Annotated in this window: 17 protein-coding genes; 14 read left to right on the forward strand and 3 right to left on the reverse strand. The window is 58.7% G+C overall.

Annotation, left to right across the window (positions count from 1 at the left end; all coding sequences use genetic code 11):
• The first annotated feature begins 43 nt into the window (after positions 1-43).
• Both cysS and rlmB read left to right on the forward strand, forming a co-directional pair.
• Positions 44-1,444, forward strand: coding sequence for a cysteine--tRNA ligase (cysS, locus tag IEW73_RS15770; protein ID WP_188677548.1), 1,401 nt, complete (start codon positions 44-46; stop codon positions 1,442-1,444).
• A 46-nt stretch (positions 1,445-1,490) separates the two neighbouring features.
• Positions 1,491-2,459 (forward strand): 23S rRNA (guanosine(2251)-2'-O)-methyltransferase RlmB, encoded by a 969-nt coding sequence (gene rlmB / locus IEW73_RS15775; protein WP_188677551.1) that lies wholly within the window; start codon positions 1,491-1,493, stop codon positions 2,457-2,459.
• Between the two features lie 8 nt (positions 2,460-2,467).
• Here rlmB and IEW73_RS15780 read toward each other — a convergent pair whose 3' ends face one another.
• Entirely contained in the window at positions 2,468-4,390 is a 1,923-nt protein-coding gene (locus tag IEW73_RS15780; RefSeq protein WP_188677554.1) for an acyl-CoA dehydrogenase family protein, read from the reverse strand.
• Between the two features lie 83 nt (positions 4,391-4,473).
• Here IEW73_RS15780 and IEW73_RS15785 point away from each other — a divergent pair, with 83 nt between their 5' ends.
• From IEW73_RS15785 to IEW73_RS15820, 8 genes are all read left to right on the forward strand, one after another.
• Positions 4,474-4,707, forward strand: coding sequence for an SHOCT domain-containing protein (locus tag IEW73_RS15785; protein WP_188677556.1), 234 nt, complete (start codon positions 4,474-4,476; stop codon positions 4,705-4,707).
• A gap of 61 nt (positions 4,708-4,768) precedes the next feature.
• Complete coding sequence (gene hemL, locus IEW73_RS15790; protein WP_188677559.1) at positions 4,769-6,103, forward strand: glutamate-1-semialdehyde 2,1-aminomutase; 1,335 nt, start codon at positions 4,769-4,771, stop codon at positions 6,101-6,103.
• A 31-nt stretch (positions 6,104-6,134) separates the two neighbouring features.
• Positions 6,135-6,800 carry a histidine phosphatase family protein gene (locus IEW73_RS15795; RefSeq protein ID WP_188677564.1) on the forward strand — a complete coding sequence of 222 codons (666 nt, stop codon included), beginning with the start codon at positions 6,135-6,137 and terminating at the stop codon, positions 6,798-6,800.
• Entirely contained in the window at positions 6,797-7,396 is a 600-nt protein-coding gene (locus IEW73_RS15800) for a TlpA disulfide reductase family protein (RefSeq protein WP_188677567.1), read from the forward strand. Before IEW73_RS15795 ends, IEW73_RS15800 begins: the two co-directional genes overlap by 4 nt.
• Entirely contained in the window at positions 7,393-8,226 is an 834-nt protein-coding gene (locus tag IEW73_RS15805) for a cytochrome c biogenesis CcdA family protein (protein ID WP_188677570.1), read from the forward strand. The genes IEW73_RS15800 and IEW73_RS15805 overlap by 4 nt, the downstream gene beginning before the upstream one ends.
• A gap of 82 nt (positions 8,227-8,308) precedes the next feature.
• Positions 8,309-9,871 carry a cytochrome c biogenesis protein ResB gene (resB, locus tag IEW73_RS15810; RefSeq protein ID WP_188677719.1) on the forward strand — a complete coding sequence of 521 codons (1,563 nt, stop codon included), beginning with the start codon at positions 8,309-8,311 and terminating at the stop codon, positions 9,869-9,871.
• Positions 9,872-9,909: 38 nt separating this feature from the next.
• Positions 9,910-10,878: a c-type cytochrome biogenesis protein CcsB gene (gene ccsB, locus IEW73_RS15815; protein ID WP_188677574.1), complete on the forward strand. Its 969-nt coding sequence runs from the start codon at positions 9,910-9,912 to the stop codon at positions 10,876-10,878.
• 161 nt (positions 10,879-11,039) lie between these two features.
• Entirely contained in the window at positions 11,040-12,209 is a 1,170-nt protein-coding gene (locus IEW73_RS15820) for a MinD/ParA family ATP-binding protein (protein ID WP_229676065.1), read from the forward strand.
• A gap of 131 nt (positions 12,210-12,340) precedes the next feature.
• Here IEW73_RS15820 and IEW73_RS15825 read toward each other — a convergent pair whose 3' ends face one another.
• Positions 12,341-12,541, reverse strand: a complete 201-nt coding sequence (locus tag IEW73_RS15825; protein WP_188677578.1) for a hypothetical protein — start codon at positions 12,539-12,541, stop codon at positions 12,341-12,343.
• A 119-nt stretch (positions 12,542-12,660) separates the two neighbouring features.
• Entirely contained in the window at positions 12,661-12,867 is a 207-nt protein-coding gene (locus tag IEW73_RS15830; protein WP_188677581.1) for a BldC family transcriptional regulator, read from the reverse strand.
• Positions 12,868-13,032: 165 nt separating this feature from the next.
• On the opposite strand from IEW73_RS15830, the gene IEW73_RS15835 reads away from it, so the two are divergent.
• The 4 genes from IEW73_RS15835 to IEW73_RS15850 are packed head-to-tail and all read left to right on the forward strand — an operon-like array spanning position 13,033 to position 17,688.
• A complete protein-coding gene (locus IEW73_RS15835; protein ID WP_229676066.1) occupies positions 13,033-13,389 on the forward strand; it encodes a DUF4229 domain-containing protein in 357 nt (118 codons plus the stop codon).
• Positions 13,370-14,482 carry an L-cysteine desulfhydrase Cds1 gene (cds1, locus tag IEW73_RS15840; protein WP_188677583.1) on the forward strand — a complete coding sequence of 371 codons (1,113 nt, stop codon included), beginning with the start codon at positions 13,370-13,372 and terminating at the stop codon, positions 14,480-14,482. The genes IEW73_RS15835 and cds1 overlap by 20 nt, the downstream gene beginning before the upstream one ends.
• The gene (locus tag IEW73_RS15845; RefSeq protein WP_229676067.1) at positions 14,479-15,171 is read left to right on the forward strand and encodes an ABC transporter ATP-binding protein; all 693 of its coding nucleotides are present in this window, start codon (positions 14,479-14,481) and stop codon (positions 15,169-15,171) included. Before cds1 ends, IEW73_RS15845 begins: the two co-directional genes overlap by 4 nt.
• 6 nt (positions 15,172-15,177) lie before the next feature.
• Positions 15,178-17,688, forward strand: a complete 2,511-nt coding sequence (locus IEW73_RS15850; RefSeq protein ID WP_188677589.1) for an FtsX-like permease family protein — start codon at positions 15,178-15,180, stop codon at positions 17,686-17,688.
• The last annotated feature ends 27 nt before the right edge of the window (positions 17,689-17,715 follow it).

Raw genomic sequence — 17,715 nt, forward strand, 5'->3', positions numbered from 1 at the left:
GTAATTCGATCACTAGACCTCCTACCAAGTAGGATGAGGCGTTGTGACCCTGCGCCTATATGACACCGAGACGCGTACCCTCCGTGACTTCGTTTCCCTCGTGGACGGACAGGTGTCTATTTACCTCTGTGGCGCCACTGTTCAAAGCGAACCGCACATCGGCCATGTCCGAAGCGGCGTCGCGTTTGATGTTCTGCGTCGTTGGCTCGCCGCACAGGGCTTTGACGTGCTGTTTGTGCGCAACGTCACCGATATTGACGACAAGATCCTCACCAAAGCTGCCGAGGCTGGGCGTCCCTGGTGGGAGTGGGCCGCCCGCTTTGAGCGCGCCTTTGATCGTGCTTACGACAAACTAGGTGTGCTTCCGCCATCAGTGTCACCCCGCGCCACGGGCCACATAACTCAGATGGTCGAACTCATCGAGACTCTCATTGAGAGGGGTCACGCCTACGCTGCTGGGGGAGACGTGTACTTCGATGTACGCAGTTTCCCAAACTACGGTGCGCTGTCGGGTCACAAAATTGATGATGTGCACCAAGGTGAAGGCGCGGGACATTTTAAGCGCGACCAAAGCGACTTCACCCTGTGGAAAGCAGCTAAACCAGGGGAGCCATCGTGGCCAACCCCGTGGGGGGACGGCCGCCCCGGTTGGCACCTAGAGTGCTCAGCGATGGCCGCAACTTACCTTGGTTCTGATTTTGATATTCACTGCGGCGGTATGGATCTGGTTTTCCCGCACCACGAAAACGAGATTGCGCAAAGCCGCGCGGCCGGATGCGGTTTTGCACACTATTGGTTGCACAACGGGTGGGTGACGCTCGGCGGCGAAAAGATGTCAAAATCGTTGGGCAACATTTTGTCGATTCCCGCGGTGCTTGAGCGAGTGCGACCACAAGAACTTCGCTATTACCTTGGCAGCGCCCACTATCGATCCATGCTGGAGTACTCCGAGCATGCACTGCAAGAAGCCGCAGCAACATACAGGCGTATCGAAGCGTTCATCGCCCGCGTTGAGCGACGGGTCGGAGCGATTCCGCGTGGCAACTGGACAGACGCTTTTGCTGCCGCGCTCAACGACGACGTTGGAGTGCCTGCGGCGTTAGCAGAAGTGCACCACACAATTACGGAGGCCAATACTGCGCTTGAGCGTGGTGACGGTGAACGTGCGCGTAGCCTAGCTGCCCAGGTGCGGGGTATGCTCGCCATTCTCGGTGTTGACCCACTCGACGAGCATTGGCACGAAGTTGGCGCAGATTCGTCGGCATCGGAACCAGCGATCGCGGCTCTTGAAGGTCTCGTTCGCTCTGAAATGCAACTGCGACAGCAAGCCCGTCAGGATCGCGATTGGGCGAAAGCTGACGCGATACGTGACAAATTGGCTGCGCTTGGGATTGACCTCACGGACACCGCTGATGGCCCAGAATGGTCACTACGGAATCAGTGAGCGGTACATAATTCCGCGCGACCACCACAATGAAAATGAGGACATAATGGCAGGTAACTCCAGTCGTCGGGGTGCCGTGCGTAAACCCGGTACCAAGAAAGGCCCCGTTGTTGGTTCAGGGGGACAGAGGCGCCGCGGCCTAGAGCCACGGGGATCCACTCCGCCCGCCGAGATGCGCTACGGGCATGCGGCGTCGAAGAGGGCTGCGGCGAAGGCGAAGGAGAAGCAGGCTCGCGCGGCTCTCGAAGCTTCGCGCAAGCGTTCCGCTGAGGGCCCCGAACTCGTGCTGGGACGCAATGCGGTCGTCGAATGCTTACGCGCTGGCGTTCCCGCGACGGCACTTTTCATCGCAGTAGGAACCGAGGCAGACGAAAGGCTTTCTGAAGCGGTTCACTATGCAGGTAATGAAGGGATCTCGATTCTTGAGGTCCCACGCACTGACCTCGACAAGATGACGACGAACGGGATGCATCAGGGTGTCGCACTGCAGGTGCCCCCGTATAAATACGCGCACCCCGACGATCTCATCCGATTGGGCCGCGAAAGCAAGGCCCCGGGTCTGGTTGTGGCTCTCGACAACATCACGGATCCCCGCAACCTCGGCGCTGTTGTCCGGTCCGCCGCTGCGTTCGGCGGCAATGGGGTCGTGATCCCGGAACGTCGGTCGGCCAGCGTCACCGCAGTCGCTTGGCGTACCAGTGCAGGCGCGGCGGCTCGGCTTCCAGTCGCGCGGGCGACAAACCTCACTCGCACGCTGAAGCATTTTCAGGAAAACGGGTACTTTGTTGCCGGGTTGGACACTGAAGGAGCGGTATCGCTCGACGAATTCACGTCAACGGATGTGCCGCTGCTGATCGTCGTAGGGTCAGAGGGCAAGGGACTGTCCAGGCTCGTTCGCGAAACATGCGACGTCATCGTCAGTGTGCCAATGGCGAAGACCGTTGAGTCTCTGAACGCGTCTGTCGCCGCTGGTGTTGTCCTTGCGGAGATTGCTCGCCAGCGGCGACAGCGCTAGTTAAACCGCTATTCGCGTTCGTATACGTTGGCGTCGTTGAGCATGGAGGCACGCAACATGCTCTCGGGCACCCCCATGCCTTCGACTAGCGTGAGGGCATGGGGGCGGAGCTTTTCGCAGAGTTCATTGACGCCGCGACGAACAGCCTTCGCTCGTTCGACCGACATGAACCGGTGCATGATGAACCAGTCGCGATCCGCTTCCACCTCGGAGTAGACGTAGAGGTCGCAGAGAGTTTCGGCGATCTCCCTCGCCTCATCGTCTTGAATGAGGTCGAGGCCATCGATGAACGATTCCAAGATGAGTCGATCGATGTGTGCGGAACCGGCTTTGATGATGTGGTCCTGGGCGTTGTTGAACGCCGTGAATGGGTCGCCCTCTTTTGCACCATTGCGGAGCCGCTGTGCTGCTGTGCGAACGAGGTAATCTTCGCGGTCTGCGAAGAGTTGGAGCTGCACAGCTCGCTTCGATAGGTCGCCTTCCTCGACGGTTTCGTCGCTGCGGTCTTTCAACGTCTGGATCATTTGACGCACGCCTGACCGTTCACGAACCACATCGCGAGCCATGGTGGCGGCGAAACGAATCCAGTCGCTTGCTGCGTAGTCGCGCACCTCATCGGCGTACGCGGTGAGGAGTTCCTTGGCGACCAACTGGGTGAGAACGTGATTGTCACCTTCGAATGTGGTGAACACATCGGTGTCGGCTTTCAAGGTGACGATCCGGTTTTCGGATAAGTAGCCGGCGCCGCCGCAAGCTTCGCGTGCCTCTTGGATTGCCCGTGTTGCGTGCCACGTCTGTGCAGCTTTTAAGCCAGCGGCCTGCTTTTCGAGTGCTCGTTGACCTTCGGGGTCCACATTTTGCCCGGTTTGGATGAGATGCATCTTGCGAACGAGTTCATTCTGGGCAAAAGCTAGTGCGTAGGACTTTGCGATCAACGGCAGTAGCCGACGCTGGTGCACCAAGTAGTCGAACAGCACATTCTCAGGTTCGTCCTTTGCGGGCCGGAACTGGCGTCGCTTGAGTGCGTAGCGTGCGGCGATGCTGAGCGCCACGCGAGCCCCTGCGGCTGCCCCTCCACCGACACTAACTCGACCACGGACGAGCGTTCCGAGAGTTGTGAAGAAACGGCGGCTGTCGTTCTCGATCTCTGAGCTGTAGGTTCCATCTTCCGCAACATCGGCGTACCGATTAAGCAGGTTTTCCCGGGGGATACGGACGTTGTCGAACATGATGCGCCCGTTATCGACACCGAGTAGGCCGCCTTTATGCCCGCAATCAGATGTGGTTACGCCGGGTAGGTCGTTGCCGTTTTCGTCACGTAGCGGCACTACGAAGCAATGCACACCGTGGCCCTCGCCATCGGTGATGAGTTGCGCAAACACTGCGGCAACGGAGGCGTGCTCAGCAGCGCCGCCGATGTAATCCTTGCGCGACGATGGCGTTGGCGAATTGATGACAAACTCTTGCGTCGCGGGGTCATATGTTGCGGTGGTTTCGAGTTGCTGTACATCGCTGCCGTGACCAGATTCAGTCATGGCGAAGCAACCGAGCAAATCAAGATTAATGAGTGGCCGAATGTACTTGTCGTGGTGGGTTTTGGTTCCCAAGTTTTCAACAGCCCCACCGAAGAGGCCCCACTGCACCCCAGCCTTAACGGTTAGGGAGAGGTCTGCATAAGCGAGCATCTCGAACCCGGCGACAGCAGCTCCGGCGTCGCCTGTGCCGCCGTTTTCACGACGAAAACCGTGTTGTGGGTAGCCGGTGTCCACGAGGGCTTGCATTTGCTTGAGCGTGCGCGCTCGGGCCGTTTGCGTGTCGAGTCCGGGTTCGGTAGCGAAGATGTCCGATGCCAAGTATTCGCGGCACTGATCGCGAACTTCTTTCCACGGTCCGTCGAGTGCGTCGCGTAGGAATTCCCCTGTGGTGGTCATACATCTGACGATAACCGTCGATGTTGATGTTGGCACGACGTTCTCAGGAGCGATTAAGGCTTGACTGGTGCCATGATGGAAGTATGTTGATGCTGCTTCTTGGGCTCATGGCAGTAGCGGTGCTGGTCCTGCTGCTTCTTGTGGTGGCGCGCATGCTTGAGGCGCCGCCACAAAACCCTGAGTTGCCGCCTTCTCCTCGTCAACGGAGCGCGGCAGAGGAGGAGTTGCGGCGCAGGTTCGCAGCGGGCGAGATAAACGAGATTGAGTTCATTGAGAAGCAAGCGATTCTTCGGATGGACGACGAGAACCCCGAGTGATAACCGAACGTACTACGACCCGTAGTGGACCGATTTGCATTCAACTGGAACACTAGGAGGGGTGAACTCTCCACTCGGGTCGTCAGGTGTCCCACTTTCCGCACAACTTTTTGACCGTGCTTCCCTAGTCACCCCAGGTGGAGTGAATTCTCCCGTTCGTGCCTTCGGCGCGGTAGGAGGGGTTCCACGGTTTATTCGTGAAGCTCGCGGCTGCTGGCTAGTCGACGTCGACGGGAATCGGTACGTTGACCTAATTTGTTCCTGGGGCCCGATGATCTTGGGGCACGCCCACCCCGCTGTGGTGGAGGCAGTTCGAGAGACTGCGGTTCACGGCCTGTCGTTTGGCGCTCCCACTGAGGGGGAGGTGCTGCTTGCGGAGGAGATTGTTCGTCGCGTGGCACCTGTGGAGCAGGTTCGGCTTGTGAATTCGGGCACAGAAGCGACTATGAGCGCGGTGCGATTGGTTCGTGGGTTCACCAACCGAAACAAGATCATCAAGTTCGCTGGTTGCTATCACGGCCATGTCGATTCACTGCTCGCGGACGCGGGCTCAGGTGTTGCTACGTTCGCACTTCCCACTTCTCCGGGAGTGACGGGCGCACAGGCAAGCGACACTATCGTCCTGCCTTACAACGATCTCAACGCCGTTCGGGAAGCTTTCGCACAGCACCCAGGGGAGATCGCGGGAATCATCACTGAAGCTGCGGCCGGAAACATGGGCGCAGTACCTCCACTGCCAGGCTTCAACGCCGGCCTGAAGCAGCTGTGCCACGACAATGGTGCGCTGCTCATCATGGACGAAGTAATGACAGGATTCCGCGTAAGCAACGCAGGCTGGTACGGGATCGATCAGGTCGCGGGCGATCTATATACCTTCGGGAAGGTCATGAGCGGTGGACTTCCCGCAGCGGCATTCGGTGGACGCCGTGACGTCATGAGTCACCTCGCCCCACTCGGCGCCGTCTACCAGGCAGGAACCCTCTCCGGGAACCCTGTGGCAGTAGCAGCAGGGCTCGCGACGTTGCGTAACGCCACCGACGAGGTCTACCAAGCTCTGCGTCGCAACCACGCCGCACTGCGGGAACTCCTAGCGGACGCATTCGACACCGTCGGAATTCCGCACAGAGTTCAATCAGCCGCATCTATGGTGAGCGTGTTCTTCACGGAGCATTCCGTGCAAGACTATGCACAGGTGAAAGCGAGCGAAACGTGGCGATACCCGGCGTTCTTCCACGCCCTGCTAGATAGGGGAGTGTATGCGCCGCCGAGTGCGTTTGAGGCCTGGTTTGTCTCAGCCGCATTGGATGATGAAGCATTCGACGTGATCGCGAATGCGATTCCCGCTGCGGCGGAGGCTGCGGCGGCGTCGTCACCACCGGAAACTCTGAAAGCCTGACCTGACGACATCCGCTCTAGGAAGGTGAGACGTGACTGACCTCAGCACTGACCGATCTAACGCTGCCAATGCTCGGACAATTGTGCACCTCGTGCGCCATGGCGAAGTACACAACCCAAACGGAATCCTTTACGGCCGGTTGCCGGGCTTCAAGCTATCGGAGAATGGCCAGGAGCAGGCCCGAGCAGTAGCGAAGGCTTTAGAAGGCCACGACATCACTCATGTGGTTGCTTCGCCTCTGCTGCGCGCTCAACAGACCGCTGCGCCTATTGCGGGCCCACACGGGCTTGCCGTCGCTACCGATGAAGACCTCTTGGAAGCAGAGAATGAGTTCGAGGGTCTGCGCGTATCAGTAGGTGATGGAGCGCTAGGTCGCCCCCGCCACTGGTGGAAGCTGCGCGACCCATTCACTCCGTCATGGGGTGAGCCATACCTGCAGATTGCGCACCGGATGCTCGCCGCCGTCAATACCGCACGCGCCGCAGCAGCGGGCCACGAGGCAGTTTGCGTCAGTCACCAGCTTCCAGTGTGGTCACTGCGCCGGTTCCTGCAGGGACAGCGCCTGTGGCATGACCCCCGTACACGGCAGTGCTCGTTGGCCTCGTTGACCTCGCTTGTGTACGAAGGCGACGAACTGATTGACATCGTGTACTCCGAACCGGCTGGGAAGTCGGACCCAACGGTGACGGGTGCATGAGAAGTAGACGACTGAGACTAGCAATTGCGGCAGCATGCGCTGCAGTAGTGGGCGTTGCGTCCACAGCATGTGCCACAGGCGATGACGCCGTGGCTTACGGGGGAACATTCAACTTCGTGTCCCCAGGTGGGCAGACTGAGATTTTCTACGATCCACCTGAGGAGCGGGGTTCTCTCGGAGCCCTGTCGGGTCCGTCGTTAATGAACCCTGACGAGACCTTGTCGCTTGAGGACTTTGAGGGGCAAGTTGTTGTCATTAACGTATGGGGGCAGTGGTGCGCCCCGTGCCGTACAGAGATGCCCGAGTTGCAGCGGATGTACGACAACACCAAAGAGCTTGGGGTTCAACTCGTTGGCATTAACGTGCGTGACAACGCTATTTCGAAACCGCAGGATTTCGTCACAGACTACGGTCTAACATTCCCGTCGATTTACGATCCGCCGATGCGAACATTGCTGTCGATGCGGGGGATCCCGACCAGCGTTGTTCCGATGACATTTGTGCTTGACCGCGAGCATCGGGTCGCGGCTGTGTTCTTACGCGACTTGCTCACAGAGGATGTGCAGCCGGTCGTGGAACGGTTGGCAGCTGAATGAACACCATGCTCCTCGCGTCGTCTCTTGGCGAAACCTTTAGGTCAACCGCGGTAGACGGACCACTTTTTCTCGCATTGGTCGTCGCTGCCCTCGCCGGGCTAGTTTCGTTCGCCTCGCCCTGCGTGATCCCACTAGTGCCAGGCTATTTATCATATTTGGCAGGGCTTGTCGGTGCGGATCCGCCGCCAGCTACGGTTGCCGAAGCCCAGCGAACTGCGACATTGACGAAGGTGCGCGACCGTACGCGATGGCGAATCGCGGGTGCAGCTGGCCTCTTCGTTGCCGGTTTTACCGTGGTGTTCGTCCTTGCAACCGCATCCGTATTCGGCATGATCAGTGTGCTCAGCCTCAACCGCGAACTTTTGCAGCGGGTCGGTGGTGTAGTCACCATCATTATGGGATTGGTCTTCATCGGGCTGATCCCTGCACTCCAGCGTGAAGCCCGTTTCGCCCCCAAAAAGTTCACCTCACTTGCCGGCGCACCCGTCCTCGGTGGCGTGTTTGGACTTGGGTGGACACCATGTTTGGGTCCCACATTGGCCGGGGTTATTTCCCTCGCGGCTGGCACAGAAGGTGCTACCGCTGCGCGGGGCGTCATGCTCATCGTGGCGTACTGCCTTGGGCTCGGCTTACCCTTCATCGTGTTGGCGTTTGGTTCAGCGTCGGCCCTGCGTGGAGTGGGGTGGCTTCGTCGAAATGCTCGCGCGGTACAGATTTTCGGTGGCCTCATGTTGATTGCTGTGGGGATCGCGCTAGTTACTGGCGCGTGGGAAGTATTTGTCAGTTGGGTGCGTGACGCGTTCATCACCGATACAACTTTGCCGATCTGATCGTCGAGTGAACACGGGGACAGATGTGCTGGCGGCAACCAAGCAGAAGGAGACGGTTCTCATCAGGCGTGTCACAAAACCTATGCGGATGGTTTGGCGCAACCTGACGAGCATGGGTACAGCGTTGGTGTTGCTGTTTCTGCTAGCAGTAGCAGCGATCCCTGGTGCATTGCTTCCGCAGCGCAGCCTCAATACGCAACGGGTCAACGAATATATTGCGGAGCAGCCCACAATCGGCCCGATTTTGGATCGATTCGGATTCTTCGATGTCTTCAGTAGCTTTTGGTTCACCGCAATCTATGCGCTGCTGTTCATCTCCCTCATCGGTTGCATCGTGCCTCGGGCGGTCGATCATTGGCACGCCCTGCGAGCTCCCGTTGTTCGTGTGCCGCGAAACCTAGCGAGGCTTCCAAAACACCGGGTTGGCACACTCGAGGGCACTCCTGATGATGTCGCGGCTACCGCTCAGCAGATGTTGCGCAGGTGGAGGGTCAGCGTCCGAAAGAACGGATCCGACGTTGAGATTTCGGCTGAGCGAGGACACTCACGCGAACTCGGAAACCTGGTCTTTCACGTTGCGCTGGTATTCGTCCTCGCCGCTGTTGCGATAGGAAGGGTGCTTGGCTACGAAGGTTCAGTCATTGTGGTCGCCAACGGCGGTCCCGGGATCTGCACAGGCAGCCCGGCTGTCTACGACTCATTTCGGGCTGGTCAGGGTGTTGACGGAACCGAACTGACCCCATTTTGTGTCCGGGTCAACGACTTTACTGCCGACTACCTTCCAACCGGGCAGGCTGAGATGTTCACATCGAACATCGAATACCAAGCAGGCGACGATCTAGCTACCAATACTTGGCGCCCTTACCGGCTGCGCGTGAACGAACCACTGAGAGTGGAAGGCGATCGCCTCTACCTCATCGGCCACGGCTACGCTCCTACATTCACGGTGACGTTCCCCAACGGGGAGTCCCGCACGGAAACTCTGCAATTCGCGCCCGAAGATGCCACCTCGTTCTTGAGCTCGGGCGCGATGCGCTTTGACCCGCCCGGCGGCTTGTACGGCACCAGTGACGAGCGGCGACAAAACCAGATCGCTATCGAAGGATTGTTCGCCCCTACCGCCTTTTTCCACGAAGAGAACCTACTGACGTCGGTTTTCCCTGCAATGACCGATCCGGCAGTGGCTATCGATATCTACCGAGGCGACATTGGTTTGGACACAGGGCGCGCGCAGAATATCTTCACCCTCGATCAGTCTTTGATCGAGCAGGAACGGCTGGTCCGGCAAGCGCGAGTGAACTTGTACCCAGGCGAGGTTGAGGTACTCGACGATGGGACAGAAGTCCGCTTTGACGGCGCGGATGAGTGGGTGTCGTTGCAGGTGTCACACGACCCCATGCAAGGGCTAGTTTTGGTATCGGCGATCGCAATGACACTTGGCCTTGTGGGATCACTCCTCATTACCCGCCGACGCGTATGGTTGCGAATTTCACCCGAGGGTGGTGACACTCACAGTGATTCACGACGTACCGTAGTAGACATTGGTGGCCTGGCGCGCACAGACCAGGCCGGTTGGGGGCCGGAGTTCGACAAGTTGTGCGACCGTCTCGGAGTGCGTGAAGCCACGCATCGCGATGGTGCATGACGTGAACAAACCCGACACTGAGTTAATCGGAGAGCCGCATGGATATTGATCCAGAACTTGCCCGTTTGAGCGATTTGAGCTTTCAAACGACCTTTGCTATTTATGTGCTCGCCATGCTGATGTTCGCGGGCCAGTACGCATCGTCGCAAGTGAAGAAGTCTCAACAGCGAGAGCTCATTGGCGCACCCGTTGCCGGGGAGGGCAAGCCGGGCATTAAGCTGTCGCCTCAGCAGGCAAAACGGTCGTGGTTCGAGAAGTTCGGCGGGATGGGCTATGCGCTTGTTGTGATCGGCGCAGGATTCCACCTAGCGTCAATTGTGCTGCGTGGACTATCAACAGATCGCTTCCCGCTTGGCAATATGTACGAGTTCGTGTCAGCGATGGTGTTGACCGCAGTAGTGTCTGGGCTCATTATTGTTCGCAAACGTGAACACAGGCCGCTGTGGATCTTCATTCTTGTTCCCGTTGTGCTGCTCGTCTTCCTTGCGGGAACGGTGCTGTATGCAGATGCGGCACCAGTTGTCCCGGCATTGCGTTCATTCTGGCTTCCCATTCACGTCACACTTGCCGTTCTCGGTAGTGGACTGTTTCTCGTTGCCGGTGTTGCCAGTGTGATGTTCCTCTTCCGTGTTCGTCGCCCAGAAGGCGAGGAAGGCTCCGGTTTTCTCGGTGGGGTGGCTGACCGGTTGCCATCAGCGCAAACTTTGGACCGCATTGCTTACCGGTCGACGATCATTGCATTTCCGGTATTCGGGCTCGGTGTAATTCTGGGTGCGGTATGGGCTGAAGCTGCCTGGGGACGTTTCTGGGGCTGGGACCCGAAAGAAACAATGTCGTTTGTGACCTGGGTTGTATACGCGGCGTACTTGCATGCTCGAGCAACTGCTGGGTGGCGTGACGTCAAGGCGGCGTGGATCAATGTTGTGGGCTTCCTCGCCATCGTGTTCAACCTGTTCTTCATCAACATGGTGGTGTCAGGTTTGCACTCGTATGCGGGCCTAAACTAGACAAATCCGCAGTCTGACAAATGCCCAAGATCCCATAATTCGGGAGTAAAGGGCCGTTCAATTTGCGTTCACTTTGAACTTCAGGCTTACTATTTTCGGCGGTAAATCGGGGGATTTCCGCAACCAGTTTCTTTGGTTCCGCGCTTCAGGGGGAGGTGGCGATGACCAAATCGGTCGCTAGCCATGCATTTTTTTCGGAGTCACAGCATTCCAGCGAGACCAACGGGGAGCCGCTATGGGCTCAACCTACGGTGAATGCCAATAGTTCGGCGTTCAACGAACCGGCCGTCTCGGCCAAGGTTCCTGCTCGGACAGGCGCTGAGACCGCGAAACCAGCCGAGACCAAGGTCGCGGCGACGGTGGAGACTCGGTCGGTGCAGGCTAAAACACAGGGGCACCGCGCCACGCCAACGTCGTGGGACCTATCAAGCGAAGTACTGCTAAAGCCTGTCAAAGCGGCGCCGCGCAGCGGATGGCGCAAAGCCGTTTACTCCTGCACTGGCGGGTCAGTAAACCTCGGTGACAGCAGGAAAGAAGCGCATCTCGCAGAATTGTCGGCAACGATCAAGGCGCCCCTGTACGGCTGTCACAAGATCGCAGTTCTCAGCCTCAAAGGCGGGGTAGGCAAGACCACCGTTACCGCTGCGGTCGGATCAACATTCGCGTCATTGCGCGGGGACCGCGTCATTGCGGTTGACGCCAACCCCGACCGTGGCACGTTGAGCAACAAACTGCAGGTAGACACTGATGCCACTGTTCGTGACCTGCTACAGCGTGGCGCCGATATTCAGCGCTACAGCGATGTTCGAGCCTTTACCTCGCAGGCGCAGAGTCGCCTCGAAGTGTTGGCATCAGATACAGATCCCGCCGTGTCTGAGGCGTTCAGCGCGCAGGACTATGGCGACGTACTCGATGTTCTTGAGCGGTTCTACAACCTTGTCCTGACCGACTGTGGAACCGGCCTGATGCATTCGGCGATGAGTGGTGTTCTCGACAGTGCTGATGCGCTCATCATCGTTAGTTCAGGCTCTGTGGACGGTGCGCGTAGTGCATCCGCCACCATGGATTGGCTGGAGGCGCACGGCCATTCAGCGCTTGTCGACAAATCCGTCACAGTCATCAACGCCGCACGCCCTAAATCAGGCAAGGTGAATCTCGATCGTGTTGTCGAGCACTTCCAACAACGTAGCCGCGCGGTCCGTCTACTTCCGTTCGACCCTCATCTTGAAGAGGGCGCAGAGATTGATATGGATAGGTTGCGGCCTGCAACCAAACTCGCCTTGATGGAACTTGCGGCGACACTTGCTGGAGGGTTTACCGGAAAGCCTTGATATTCAAGCTAAAACGGTGGTGGGGTCCGTCTTTCGACGGACCCCACCACCGTTTTCAGCACCCGAAGGTTACGGGCGCACTATCACCGGGACTTGTTTGCACCGGCTCCAGATCTTGCTGATTCGCGATTTTACTGGGGTGTGTCATCGCTGTGCGGGTCGCGGTTTTCCCGTTGCGCGTCACGCTTGAGTCGCCACAGAAAGTCTGGATCGTCATCCGGACCCACGACGCGGGGCGTGTTGTCTACACGTCCCAAAAGCGTTGGGCCAAATGCCCGCCACATCAGCACTGCGAGAACTATCAGCCCGACTATTGCCAAAAACCAAATCACCACGCACCTCCTTAACTACGAGAGTAGACGCTTCGGACGCAACAACGCCAGAACGCCATTTGCGGCGAAAGGGCGCGTTGTTCCGTTGCTTCAGTAGCAGGAGGTGGCGTCGTTGGTGCCTAGTGATGTGCCTCGGAGGTTAGGCGTGCATGAAGTTCGCGAACCTCAGACTCGCGGAAACGGCGATGTCCACCTGGCGTGCGAAGCGAACCGAGGCGACCAGCGAGGGCCCACCGAGAAACAGTCTTGGGGTCGACGCTGAAGAGTGATGCGACCTGTCCCGGGGTGAGTAGGCGCTCTGTGCTTTCAAATGCAATGGCAGTCATGTCCGTGCTCCTTCGGTTTGTGACCGTGTGAACAATCGTAATAGTGGCACCTCAACTGCCAGGTACTCGAACGGTACGTATTTAGTAAAGTGGAGGTAAGGGACCAAGCGGGCAATTCACCCAAGCGTAAAGTCGGAATTTTGCAGCAGTAGGTACCCTGTACATGTGAGTGAAACCCCTCAGGAAAATGAACACGGTGCCATTTCGTCGTCGCGGACTCATACACGCGGTTCGCTGATGCGCGATATTGCACTCTTTACAGTTGCACGCTTACTTCTTGCGCTCGCCTTAGCTGCTGCCATCATCGGTGTCGCAGCGCTCTTCGGCGTGCAGATCTACCCGCTTGTCGCTCTGCTGTTTGCTGTGCTGATAGCGATGCCTTTGTCGTTTGTGCTGTTTCGCCCACTGCGGTCACGAATCAACGAGGCTATCGCCGCTGTGGATGAGCAACGCCGTCAACAGCGAGCTGAGCTTGAGGCAAAGTTGAGGTCAGGGCCAGCAGGTGGCACCCAGTCACGCTGAGCCCACTTGTCCATCGCGACGAAAATGGGCCGACAACGCCGTTCGACTGATCGAAGCTGACGCGCAACGCAGTGCTGACACTCACCTGCTTCGCTACCCGCTGCCGGAAGTGTGGCCCGGGTCGTCGTCGCGAATTCAGTTGTACCTAAAAGACGAGTCCACTCACATCACGGGCAGCCTGAAACACCGGCTGGCTCGATCATTGTTCCTGTATGGGTTGTGCAATGGGTGGATTGACCGTGACACCACAGTCATTGAGGCGTCGTCGGGATCTACGGCCGTGTCAGAGGCCTATTTCGCGAGGCTATTGGGGCTGCCGTTCGTGGCCGTGATGCCAGCGAGCACTAGTCCCTCAAAAGTTGGGCTCATTGAAGCGCAGGGTGGGCGGTGCCACTTCGTCACTGATTCCGGTGAGATTTACGCCGAGGCGCAACGCCTCGCAACTGTGACCGGTGGGCACTATCTTGACCAGTTCACCAACGCTGAGCGGGCAACGGACTGGCGGGGAAACAACAATATTGCTGAGTCGATATTCAGCCAGCTGGCGTCGGAAGAACACCCCGTACCCGACTGGATCGTTGTGGGTGCAGGAACTGGCGGCACCAGCGCAACCATCGGCAGGTACATACGCTATCGACGCCACCACACCCAACTTTGCGTAGTCGATCCGGAGAACTCGGTCTTTTTCGAAGCGTGGTCGCACAAGCGCAGCGACGTGACTGGCGCGAAGAGTTCACGCATCGAAGGAATTGGTAGACCGCGGGTGGAGCCCTCGTTCATCCGAGACGTGGTTGATCACATGATCGCCGTCCCAGACGCGGCATCCATCGCCGCGGCGAGATACGCGTCGGCACAGTTGGGCAAACTAGTCGGCGGATCGACCGGCACCAACCTGTGGGGCGCGTTTGAACTGATCGCACAAATGATCGCCGACAACCGGAGCGGAAGCATTGTCACGCTGCTGTGCGACGGCGGCGAACGCTACACCGACACCTACTTTGATGACCAATGGTTGTCGCAGGAGGGACTCGACGTGGCTCCGCACTCGGCACTTCTCGACGAATTTTTCCGCACTGGAAAGTGGACCATGTGACAACTCCAGCCGTGCGATTCACCAATGTGATCCGGGAGTACCGTCTTGGTGAGGAAGTGGTGCACGCCCTCGACGGGGTGAACCTCGCTCTCACCGGTGGGCAGTTCGTTTCGGTGATCGGACCGTCAGGTGCTGGTAAGAGCACGCTGCTGCACCTCATGGGTGGACTCGATCAACCAACGTCCGGGTCGGTTGAGGTCGGTGGGCGTGACATCGGAACATTAACCGATGAACGTCTCGCTGAGTTTCGGCGGCACCACATCGGCTTCATCTTCCAGTTCTTCAATCTGCTCCCAACATTGACGGCATGGGAGAACGTAGCCGTCCCGCGGCTACTCGATGGCCGAACCTTGTCGTCCGCCCAGGGCGATGCCACGGAGTTGTTGCGCCGTGTCGGGCTCGGGGACCGCATAAACCACCGGCCGGCCGAGTTGTCGGGTGGACAAATGCAACGGGTGGCAATTGCGCGTGCGCTGATAAACGACCCGCCCGTAATCCTTGCCGATGAGCCCACGGGAAACCTCGACTCAAAAACGGGACGTGGGGTTCTGAAACTCTTGGCTGATATCGCGCACAGTGATTCAGATCGGCTTGTCGTCATGGTCACCCACGACAGCAACGCCGCCGACGTCACCGATCACGTCTTGACCATGCGTGATGGTCGGCTCGACGACAATGCGGAAACGTAGCAGACGATGCGTGCTGCAGTAGACCGGTGGTGGCTGCTACACCTGCGTGAGCTGTGGGTCCGCCCGGTGCGAGCAGCCATCTCCATTGGGGTCATTGCCGTTTCGTCCGCCCTCATTGTGGCGGTGCTTTCCACTTATGGGTCACTCACGGGCTCTGTCGACAAACTCTCTGAAACGATCGCTGGCGACGCCGACCTCGAAGTTACCGCCATTACAGACACCGGCTTTGACAATGTTGTTTTGAACTTAGTGCGGCGGGTCGATGGAGTATCAGCAGCTGTTCCAATGCTGTGGGTGCCATTGACGATTCGCGGCGAGAACACTCTTCTTTTTGGCAGTGACGCTAGTGCGACCGCGCTGAACAGTGAGCTTGCGGCCGTGACACAAAGTCAACGTAGCGGCTTGGCGCAGGAGTTGCTCGCCGGGGGAGTAGTTGCTGGGCCAGGTTTGTCGGTGTCGGTAGGGGACACACTCGACCTACCGGGCGGCGAAGCGACAGTGGTTGAGGTTGTTGATAGCCGCGAGGCGCGTGCCGTCAACAACGGGAACTTCTTATTCACCGCGCTGCCGGTCGCACAATCTCTCAGTGGTCGCGCGAACACTCTCGACGCAGTGTTTGTCATCGCCGACGAGGGAACTGATGCCGCAAAATTGCAAACAAACATCGCAACAGCGGTGGACGGTCGAGCGCTCGTAGCGGCCCCAGAATTCCGAGCCGCCCAGGCTGGAACATCGATCGCACTCACCCGCGATTCCACCCTGATCGTTGCCATGATTGGGCTCGTCGTTGCTGGTTTTCTCGTGTTCAACTCCATGAATATGACGGTGGCTCAGCGCCGACCCGCAATCGCGACGCTTCGTGCGCTCGGTTCACGGCGGGGGACGATCGTACGAGGCCTCATCGGGGAATCGGCGCTAATCGGATTCGTCGGGGGGCTCATCGGGATTCCGCTCGGGGCGGTGATGGGTAGCCTCGCGGTGGGACGAATACCGCCGGTGCTCATCCAATCTTTCAGTGCCGAAATTGCATTCGTAGTTCAGTGGTACGCGCCCATCATCGCGGTGGTGTTGTGTGTTCTAGCAAGCGTGGCAGCGTCCGCAGTGGCGGCGCGTCAAGTATTCGCGGTATCACCGATTGAGGCACTCCAACCAGCCGACGTGGTCGTAGCCGAAGGTAACCACCAGCCGTGGACGCGAGCGGCACTGGTTGGTGGCATTGCTGTCATGGGTATTGCTGTAGTGATGGCATTCACGTTCGATGACCGGCGTGCACTCCTTGCCGGTGCTCTATTCGCAGCTGGTGGATTAGCGGTGAGCTACGGACTCATCCGACCGATTGGTGCCGCCACCGCTCATGTTGCATCGCTGGGTGGGGCACCGGGCAGGCTCGCCGCAGAGTCTGCTGCTCGGGCACCGCGTCGTGTCTGGGCGACTGCTGTGACAGTGATGATTGCCGTGGCCGTCGCAGTGTCCACAACAGGATCGATGCGCAACCTCGTCGACTCGGCCGGAAGCCTGGTGGAGTCACTTGCGGACGCTGACTTTTACGTCTCAACCACACCGGTTGACCTCGTTCCATCCGGCCCGGCCGTGCCCGCGGGCGTCGTGGACGTGGTCCGAACAACCCCCGGCGTCGAACAAGTCACCGAAGGCCAATGGGCCTACGCCAACATCAGTGTTCCCAGTGCCGCACCGCTAAAGATCATGGTGCTCGGCGCTCAAGAGGGGACCACAGCACCTGCGGTGCGAGCGATGACGGACGAGATGCGGCGCACCATGTATCGCGGTGACGGCATCGTTTTGTCTCGGCAGCTCGCCAGACAACTCGGTGTCGAGCAGGGCGACACAATTGATCTGGCAACCCCATCGGGTTTACAACAGCCGACCGTGGTTGGGGTGATCGATTACCTGTCCGTGGGGGCTGGGATGCTCGCGATGCCGCTACCGACGATGCAGGACTGGTACCAGCGAGACGGGGCGACTTTCCTGGAGATTCTCGTTGACGACGGAACTTCTGTTGCTGACGTCATCATGACGATTCAGCCACAAATCCCAGACGGGGTTTTCATCGAAACCGGCGAGCAAGCGTATGGCGCAGCGCAGGGTGCCACAGAGCAAGCGGGCGCGCTCGCGGTGGGGGTGCAGTGGATCGTCGCGTTCGTGGCAGCAGTCGCGCTCCTGAACACACTCATGCTCGCAGTGCTCGACCGGCGCAGGGAGCTCGGCGTTTTGCGGGCCATGGGAGCAAGCAGGAAGTTTGTCTCAAAAACTGTGCTCGTTGAGGCGCTATCGGTGGGCGTCGTAGGCGGTGCGTTAGGTTTACTCTTCGGTTCTGCGCTGCATTATCTCGCCACAGTTGCGTTATCTGGAACAACGGCCGTGCACATCAGTTTTGCCCTTGTCCCGATCGCGGGTGTCTACGCTGTCGCTGCGCTCACGCTTGCATTACTCGGAGCTGTGGTGCCTGCATGGAGGGCCGGCAAGATGGACATTATTCGTGCGGTGACGGTGGAGTAAATCACCCGAACCCGGCGGTTCGTGCGA

This window comes from Hoyosella rhizosphaerae (genome assembly GCF_014643175.1).
Classification (GTDB): Bacteria; Actinomycetota; Actinomycetes; order Mycobacteriales; family Mycobacteriaceae; genus Lolliginicoccus; species Lolliginicoccus rhizosphaerae.

Coding starts and splice junctions, on each gene's coding strand:
- rlmB (WP_188677551.1), top strand. CDS start 1,491: ATGGCAGGTAACTCCAGTCGTCGGGGTGCCGTGCGTAAACCCGGTACC.
- IEW73_RS15780 (WP_188677554.1), bottom strand. CDS start 4,390: ATGACCACCACAGGGGAATTCCTACGCGACGCACTCGACGGACCGTGG.
- IEW73_RS15785 (WP_188677556.1), top strand. CDS start 4,474: ATGTTGATGCTGCTTCTTGGGCTCATGGCAGTAGCGGTGCTGGTCCTG.
- IEW73_RS15800 (WP_188677567.1), top strand. CDS start 6,797: ATGAGAAGTAGACGACTGAGACTAGCAATTGCGGCAGCATGCGCTGCA.
- IEW73_RS15805 (WP_188677570.1), top strand. CDS start 7,393: ATGAACACCATGCTCCTCGCGTCGTCTCTTGGCGAAACCTTTAGGTCA.
- resB (WP_188677719.1), top strand. CDS start 8,309: ATGCGGATGGTTTGGCGCAACCTGACGAGCATGGGTACAGCGTTGGTG.
- ccsB (WP_188677574.1), top strand. CDS start 9,910: ATGGATATTGATCCAGAACTTGCCCGTTTGAGCGATTTGAGCTTTCAA.
- IEW73_RS15820 (WP_229676065.1), top strand. CDS start 11,040: ATGACCAAATCGGTCGCTAGCCATGCATTTTTTTCGGAGTCACAGCAT.
- IEW73_RS15830 (WP_188677581.1), bottom strand. CDS start 12,867: ATGACTGCCATTGCATTTGAAAGCACAGAGCGCCTACTCACCCCGGGA.
- IEW73_RS15850 (WP_188677589.1), top strand. CDS start 15,178: ATGCGTGCTGCAGTAGACCGGTGGTGGCTGCTACACCTGCGTGAGCTG.